Consider the following 7440-nt stretch of genomic DNA (forward strand, 5'->3'; position numbering starts at 1 on the left):
ATTCTCGCTGACCTGTTTTTATCCTGCTTGTTTGACGCGCTCTCCCCAACCACGTTGGGGCATGAGCTCAATGCGTTCGCCTGTTCATTAGGAGAATTACCCTTGCAGTTGAATAAAAAGTTTGTGGCGTTTTCGTTGTTGCTGCTGGCGGCAAGTGCTCAGGCGGATGACGGTATCGACCGCATGACCCTCGCCGACATGCGACAGGCGTTGAATAACGGAACCCTCAGTTCGGAGCAACTGGTCCAGCACTATCTGGATAACATTCAAGCGAACAATCATCAGGGCCAAAACATCAATGCGCTGGTGACACTCAATGAGCAGGCAATTAATCAGGCCCGCCAGTGGGATGCCCAGCGGGCGAAAAACCCCGACGCCAAGTACGCGCCGCTGGCGGGCATTCCCTTCGTGGTGAAGGACAATTTTGACACCGCCGGTATGGTCACTTCCGGCGGTTCTTACGTGCTGCGTTCATCGGTGCCAAGCCAGGATGCGTTCACGGTCAAGAAGCTGATCGACGGGCAGGCGATTCTTCTCGGCAAGGCCAACCTGTCGGAACTCGCCGCGTCCTTTGGCTGGTTTGGCTACAGCTCTTTTGGCGGCCAGACGTTGAACCCGAGAAATACCAAGCGTGATGCGTCCGGCTCCAGCAGCGGCTCTGCCGCCTCGGTGGCGGCGGCGTTTGCACCGTTTGCGCTGGGCTCGGACACCAGCGGGTCGATCCGCGCACCGGCCAGCGTCACAGGCACTGTAGGTTTTCGGCCGTCGCTGGGGCTGATCAGTCGTAGCGGCATAATTCCGCTGTCGCTGGCGTTTGATACCGGTGGCGTGATTACCAATAGCGTGCTGGATCAGGCGATTGTGCTGGACGCGATCAAGGGTCAGGACACAACGGACCCGGCGACCCTAGAGCTGGCCGCCGATAAAATACAGTTCGAACGTGCGCTGAACCGTTCCTCGCTGCAAGGCAAAACCATTGGTGTGATCAGCAATTTCAAAGGCGCGAACCCTGAGGTGGATGCGATCTTCAAAGCAGCCCAGGAAACCCTCGGCAAGCGCGGTGCGCGTGTCGTCTCCATCGAATTGCCAAAAGCCTTTGAAACCCTTTGGGGCGACGTGCTCGGCCCAGTGGGAGAGAGCGAATTCAAACCACAATTCGAACGCTACCTCGCGACCCTCAACCCGAGTCAACCGCGAACGCTTGCGCAATTTCTCGAACTCGCCAAAAAAAATCAGGCTGAAAACGGGCCGCATGGCATGAACCCGGCACGTCTGGCCGGGCTGGAAACGGTAGCGAATACCACCAGCACCGATTCGCCGCAGTACATCTCGATCCTCTCACGGAAAATTCCGCAGTTGCGCGCGCAGCTGGTGGGCATCATGAAGCAGAACCAACTCGACAGCCTGTTCTTCGCCACCATCAACTGCCCGGCGTCGGTGGTGCATGGCGTGACCGATGACAGTTATGTGTGCACCTCCAGCGATACCTACGCATCGTCGTACATTGCCTCCGCCACAGGATTTCCCGAGATCACCGTTCCGGCAGGCAGCATCAAGGGCAACCTGCCGGTCGGTGTTTCGTTCCTCGGCGGCTACGGCGAGGACGCTAAGGTGGTTGGTTTCGGCTACGCGTTCCTCGGGCGCTGATCGTTCAGATCTGTTCAAGCAACCAGGTTCGGAAGGCCACGAGCGACGGCAGCATTTCGTTGCGCGGCGGGTAGGCCAGGTAGTAGCTGCGCTGGCTGGCGAAGGGTTGGTCGAGGCAGATCAACTCGGCGTTGGCCAACTCGTCGGCCACCAGAATGCGAGGCACCAGACCGATGCCGATGCTAGCCCTGACGGCCTGGATCAAGTGCGAGGTGAGCTCGAAACTGGGCCCCAGCCGCATCATTCGATGGGGCAGGCCGTGGTGGCTAAACCACTCGCCCCAGACATTGGCATTACTCGCGACGTTGAGCAGCGTCTGGCCACCAATACGCTCGGGGGTCCACTCGTCAGGGACCTCGGCCGCTTCTGGAGAAATGATCACCATCAGTTCTTCGGTGTGCAGGCGATGGCTGATCAGCCCCGGCAAGTCGGCACTCCCAACAACGATCGCCGCATCGATGCCACTGGTTTCGAAGTCGATGGCGTCGATTCGCGAATTGATGTGCACCAGCATGCCGGGATGGGTTTTGTAGAAGTCATGCAGGCGCGGCAGCAACCACTTCGAGCCGAAGGTCGGCAAGGTGGCAAGGCGTAAGGTGCCGCTGCCGGATTGATAGGCCATGGCTTGCAACGTGGCGCTGCGGATGCGGCCGAGCGCTTCGCTCATTTCCCGCTGATAAAGACGGCCAACATCGGTCAATTGCACTTGCCGGCCTTCACGGCGAAACAGAGTCAGGCCCAGCTGCTGTTCCAGCGCCTGGACTTGCCGGCTCACCGCGCTTTGGGTCAGCGACAGTTCCATCGCGGCGCGGGTGTAGCTTTCATGGCGGGCAGCGGCTTCAAAGGCCAGCAGCAACGACATCGAAGGGGTGAGGTGGCGGTAATTCATTCGTAAAAGTCATCGATAGCGACAATATTATCCGTTTGTCCCACGCCAAAACCCGCAGGATCATTAGCGCAACCGAGGACCTGAGGTTGCCCCATTAATGCTCAGGCGACAAGTGTTTTGAATTTTCCCGTGATTAGACCAATAGGAGAACCACCTGCGATGATCGCTCAGTTGCCCACCGTTGCACTTTCGGCATACTACCCGGAATTCCTTCAGGCACTACGCGCCAGCGGCTTTCGTGGTCAGCTCAGCGCCGACTACGCCACCCGGACCGTACTTGCGACCGACAACTCCATTTACCAGCGCCTGCCGCAAGCGGCGGTATTTCCTTTGGATGCGGACGACATCACGCGCATCGCCACCTTGATGGGCGAACCGCGCTTTCGCCAGATCAAGCTGACCCCCAGGGGCGGTGGCACCGGCACCAACGGCCAGTCATTGACCGACGGCATTGTGGTCGACCTGTCTCGGCACATGAACACAATCCTCGAAATCAACGTCGGCGAACGTTGGGTGCGCGTGCAGGCGGGTGTGGTCAAGGATCAGCTTAATGCCGCGCTCGAGCCCCATGGACTGTTCTTCGCTCCGGAGCTGTCGACGTCCAATCGCGCCACAGTCGGCGGCATGATCAACACCGATGCCAGCGGGCAGGGCAGTTGCACCTATGGCAAGACCCGTGATCATGTGCTGGAGCTGCACAGCGTATTGCTTGGCGGCGAGCGCCTGCACAGCCAGCCCTTGTCCGACGCCGAGCTTGAAGTGGCCTGCGCGCAGCCCGGCCGAATCGGCGAAGTGTACCGGGTGGCGCGGCAGATTCAGGAAACCCAGGCCGAGCTGATCGAGGCGGTCTTCCCCAAACTCAATCGCTGCCTGACCGGGTACGACCTGGCGCACCTGCGCGACGAGCACGGGCGTTTCAACCTCAACAGCGTGCTGTGCGGTGCGGAAGGTTCGTTGGGCTACATCGTCGAAGCCAAGCTCAACGTGCTGCCGATTCCCAATTATTCTGTGCTGGTGAACGTGCGCTACGGCAGCTTCATGGATGCGCTGCGCGACGCCAATGCGTTGCTGGCACAGAAGCCATTGTCCATCGAAACCGTGGACTCCAAGGTATTGCTGCTGGCGATGAAGGACATCGTCTGGCACAGCGTCGCCGAGTATTTCCCGAGCGACGCCGGGCGCCCGACGCTGGGCATCAATCTGGTGGAGTTCAGCGGCGATGACGCATCGCAGGTGAGGGCTCGCGTGGCGGCGTTCGTGGCGCATCTGCAGCAGGACAAAACTATCGAGCGCTTGGGGCACACGCTGGCCGAAGGTGCCGAAGCCGTTAGCCGGGTCTACACCATGCGCAAACGCTCGGTCGGGCTGTTGGGTAACGTCGACGGTGAGATTCGTCCTCAGCCTTTCGTCGAAGACACCGCGGTGCCGCCGGAAAAACTGGCCGACTACATCGCCGAGTTTCGTGCGTTGCTGGACAGCTATAATCTGGCCTATGGCATGTTTGGGCACGTCGATGCCGGTGTGTTGCACGTGCGGCCGGCGCTGGACATGAAAGACCCGGCCCAGGCCGCGCTGGTCAAGCCGATTTCCGATGCCGTGGCCGAGCTGACCCGGCGATACGGTGGATTGCTATGGGGCGAGCATGGCAAGGGTTTGCGTTCTGAGTATGTGCCCGAGTTTTTTGGCGAGTTGTATCCAGCGTTGCAAACGCTCAAGGGCGCGTTCGACCCGGACAATCAGCTCAATCCCGGAAAGATCTGCACTCCGCCGGATGCCGCTCACCGCTTGCTTAAGGTCAACGAAGTGACGCTGCGCGGAGATCTGGACCGGCAGATCGACGAACGCGTCTGGCAAAGTTTCGGCACCGCCATGCACTGCAATGGGAACGGCGCATGCTACAACTACGACCCCAACGACGCGATGTGCCCCTCGTGGAAAGCCACCCGTGAACGCCAGCATTCGCCAAAGGGCAGGGCGTCATTGATCCGCGAGTGGCTGCGCTTGCAAGGCGCGGCCAATATCGATGTGTTGCACGCGGCGCGAGGCAGGTTGGCGTGGTTAAGCGGGTTGCCAACGCGGTTGCTCAATAACCTAGCGCGCTCGCGGGGCGAGGCGGATTTCTCCCACGAAGTCTACGATGCGATGGCCGGTTGCCTGGCCTGTAAATCCTGCGCGGGGCAATGCCCGGTCAAGGTTAACGTGCCGGACTTTCGTTCGCGTTTTCTCGAGCTGTACCACGGTCGCTATCAACGTCCGCTGCGTGATTATTTGATTGGCTCGCTGGAGTTCACCATTCCTTACATGGCTTACGTGCCGGGCATGTACAACGCAGTCATAGGATCGAAGTGGGTGAGCCGTGTACTGGAGCGACAGGTCGGCATGCTCGACAGTCCGCTGATTCACCGTTCTGACTTACAGGCCACATTGACCCGCTGCAAGGTCGCGGTGGCCAGCGTGCCAGCCCTACGTGAACTGACTGCCGCCCAACGTGAGCGCAGCGTGGTGTTGGTCCAGGACGCCTTCACCCGATACTTCGAAACGCCATTGCTGGCGAGCTTTATTCAGTTGGCGCACCAGTTGGGTTATCGGGTGTTTTTAGCGCCCTATAGTGCTAACGGCAAGCCGTTGCATGTGCAGGGTTTCCTCGGCGCGTTCGCTAAGGCAGCGACTCGCAACGGCACTCAGCTCAAGGCGCTAGCCGACTGCGAAGTGCCGCTGGTGGGCCTGGACCCGGCGATGACGTTGGTCTATCGCCAGGAATATCAGAAAGTGCCGGGGCTCAATGATTGCCCGAAGGTCTTGTTGCCTCAGGAGTGGCTCTGCGATGTGTTGCCGGAAAACCCGCATCCCGCGACTGGGACTTTCCGTCTGTTGGCGCACTGCACCGAGAAAACCAATGTCACGGCTAGCACTTCGCAATGGGAAGCCATTTTTGCCCGGCTCGGGCTCAAGTTGACGACTGAAGCGACTGGCTGCTGCGGCATGTCCGGAACCTTCGGCCATGAAGTGCGCAACCAAGGCCACTCACGGACCATTTTTGAGCAGTCCTGGGCCGGCAAGCTGAGTGAAAAGAGCGAGGCGCTGGCAACGGGATACTCCTGTCGCAGTCAGGTGAAGCGCTTTGCCAACATGCAATTACGCCATCCGTTGGAGGTTGTGTTAGAGCATACGCTCGCGAAGTGAAAGGAAAGCGGTCGTTTGAATCATACTGATGGAGGCTGGAACCGTCGTAAGTACCGTATTTTCTGGCATAAAGCGGTATCGATATCTAGGTCTCGACTTTCAGCATAGGTGTAGAAAGCCTGAATCGCGCGTAGATGCGCCGCGGCGGTGTTGTAAGCGCGGTGCCTGAGTTTGAGTTGGACGTATATGAACGGAATGAGTATGGGCAACGGCGCTGCGTTACCAGCTTGCACGAGCAGCGGTACCCGCTGACCTGAAGAGAAACGGCACTGAATCAGCTTCATCGGCAGCCACCTCATTCAAGGACTCGCCATGAACATGAAGGACATGGCCCGTTGCCTGATATTGCGCCCATTTTGTGATATCAGTATCGCGAAGTCGACAGAGCACGGGAAGAAGGCAATTCGCGCCAGATAGAGATGCGCGAACTACAGCGCCAGTTGAAGGATAGTCGGCAAGCATTGGAAGTCTGCCGCACGGCAGTGCCAGCGCGGGACCGCAGCCCAGCAGGCGCGCGCCGAACTCGCGGCGGAACAGGGCGGCCAGGAACAAGCCGCCTTACAAGCACCCGCCAAGGCGGCGCAGCAGGGGCTAGCTAAATAGCTGGTGGACTACCGGCGATACCTCGGATTCCAACTCACTCTCCGGCGTTGCGCAGGCGGAGGGGCCCCTGGCGCGGCAATTGTTATGGTCGGGGGAACTAAACGAGGGCGCAGTTTTCACTGCACGACTGTGCGTCAATTTCGAAAGGATTTCCCTGTTATGAGCGATGATTTGGATCGAAAAATAAGGAATTTCCTCTGCATCTCCATGCATGGGTCGATATCGGCCGCTTCTGAGCAGCTGAATATTTCTCAACCCAGCCTAAGCCGACAGCTGGCTAGCTTGGAAAATTCTCTTGGAAACCCGCTTTTCAGGCGAACGGGCAGAGGGCTAATTTTAACCGATGCCGGAAAGCATTTAGCGTCTATGGCTAGCCCTGCGTTCATGGCAATTGATGCGACCATCGTTCAAATCAGAGAAGAATTCGGCATCACGCAAGGCAGTCTGCGCTTGGCAACGGTACATACGCTTACCTACTATTTTCTTGGAGATCTGGTCTCTCGATTCGTGCACCAAAATCAGGACGTATGAATCGCCCCGGGTTTCCTAGACACTCTCCAGGCTCGCTGCGTAACGCTTTTCAAACTCTACCGGTGACAGCTGATTGTTGAAACTGTGGCGTCGTTTTGGGTTGTAAAACATCTCGATGTAATCGAACACATCATCCCGAGCATTCTGGCGTGTAGTGTAGATTTTACGCTTGATCCGTTCCCGCTTTAGCAACTGGAAAAAGCTCTCCGCCACAGCGTTGTCGTGGCAGTTACCTCGACGACTCATGCTGGCTACCAGGTTGTTAGCTTTCAAGAAGCTTCGCCAGTCTGAGCTACTGTACTGACTGCCTTGATCCGAGTGGATCATCACCTCTTGCTTCGGCTTACGTCTCCAAACCGCCATCAGCAGTGCATCAATGGCTACGTCGCTGGTCATCTGCGACTTCATTGACCAACCAATGATCTGGCGTGAAAACAGATCGAGCACCACGGCCAAATACAGCCAGCCTTCATATGTTCGGATGTAGGTAATGTCTGTGACCCAAACTTTGTTGGGTTCTCTGACATCGAATTGGCGCTTCAGTAAGTTCGGTGAGGCAACGGCTGGTTTACCGCCAGCTGTTCCCG

5 protein-coding genes and 1 pseudogene are annotated in these 7440 nt (G+C 58.2%); 3 read left to right on the forward strand and 3 right to left on the reverse strand.

From position 1 onward, the window contains the following. Nucleotides 1–102 precede the first annotated feature (102 nt). A complete protein-coding gene (locus tag ACIQY3_RS17695; RefSeq protein WP_403021703.1) occupies nt 103–1647 on the forward strand; it encodes an amidase family protein in 1545 nt (514 codons plus the stop codon). A 4-nt stretch (nt 1648–1651) separates the two neighbouring features. Here the strand turns inward: ACIQY3_RS17695 and ACIQY3_RS17700 are convergent, their stop codons facing one another. Further along, entirely contained in the window at nt 1652–2536 is an 885-nt protein-coding gene (locus ACIQY3_RS17700) for a LysR substrate-binding domain-containing protein (protein ID WP_403021705.1), read from the reverse strand. 159 nt (nt 2537–2695) lie between these two features. On the opposite strand from ACIQY3_RS17700, the gene ACIQY3_RS17705 reads away from it, so the two are divergent. Then, nucleotides 2696–5719 (forward strand): FAD-binding and (Fe-S)-binding domain-containing protein, encoded by a 3024-nt coding sequence (locus ACIQY3_RS17705; RefSeq protein ID WP_403021707.1) that lies wholly within the window; start codon nt 2696–2698, stop codon nt 5717–5719. A gap of 68 nt (nt 5720–5787) precedes the next feature. On the opposite strand, the pseudogene ACIQY3_RS17710 reads toward ACIQY3_RS17705, so the two are convergent. Further along, nucleotides 5788–6003 (reverse strand): annotated as a pseudogene (locus ACIQY3_RS17710) (site-specific integrase); the annotation flags it as partial. Nucleotides 6004–6481: 478 nt separating this feature from the next. Here ACIQY3_RS17710 and ACIQY3_RS17715 point away from each other — a divergent pair. Then, nucleotides 6482–6853 carry a LysR family transcriptional regulator gene (locus ACIQY3_RS17715; protein ID WP_403021709.1) on the forward strand — a complete coding sequence of 124 codons (372 nt, stop codon included), beginning with the start codon at nt 6482–6484 and terminating at the stop codon, nt 6851–6853. A gap of 15 nt (nt 6854–6868) precedes the next feature. Here ACIQY3_RS17715 and ACIQY3_RS17720 read toward each other — a convergent pair. Beyond that, a partial coding sequence (locus ACIQY3_RS17720) for an IS3 family transposase (protein WP_403021711.1) occupies nt 6869–7440 on the reverse strand: 572 nt, incomplete at its 5' end.

It is taken from the genome of Pseudomonas sp. NPDC096950 (assembly GCF_044762525.1).
GTDB lineage: Bacteria > Pseudomonadota > Gammaproteobacteria > Pseudomonadales > Pseudomonadaceae > Aquipseudomonas.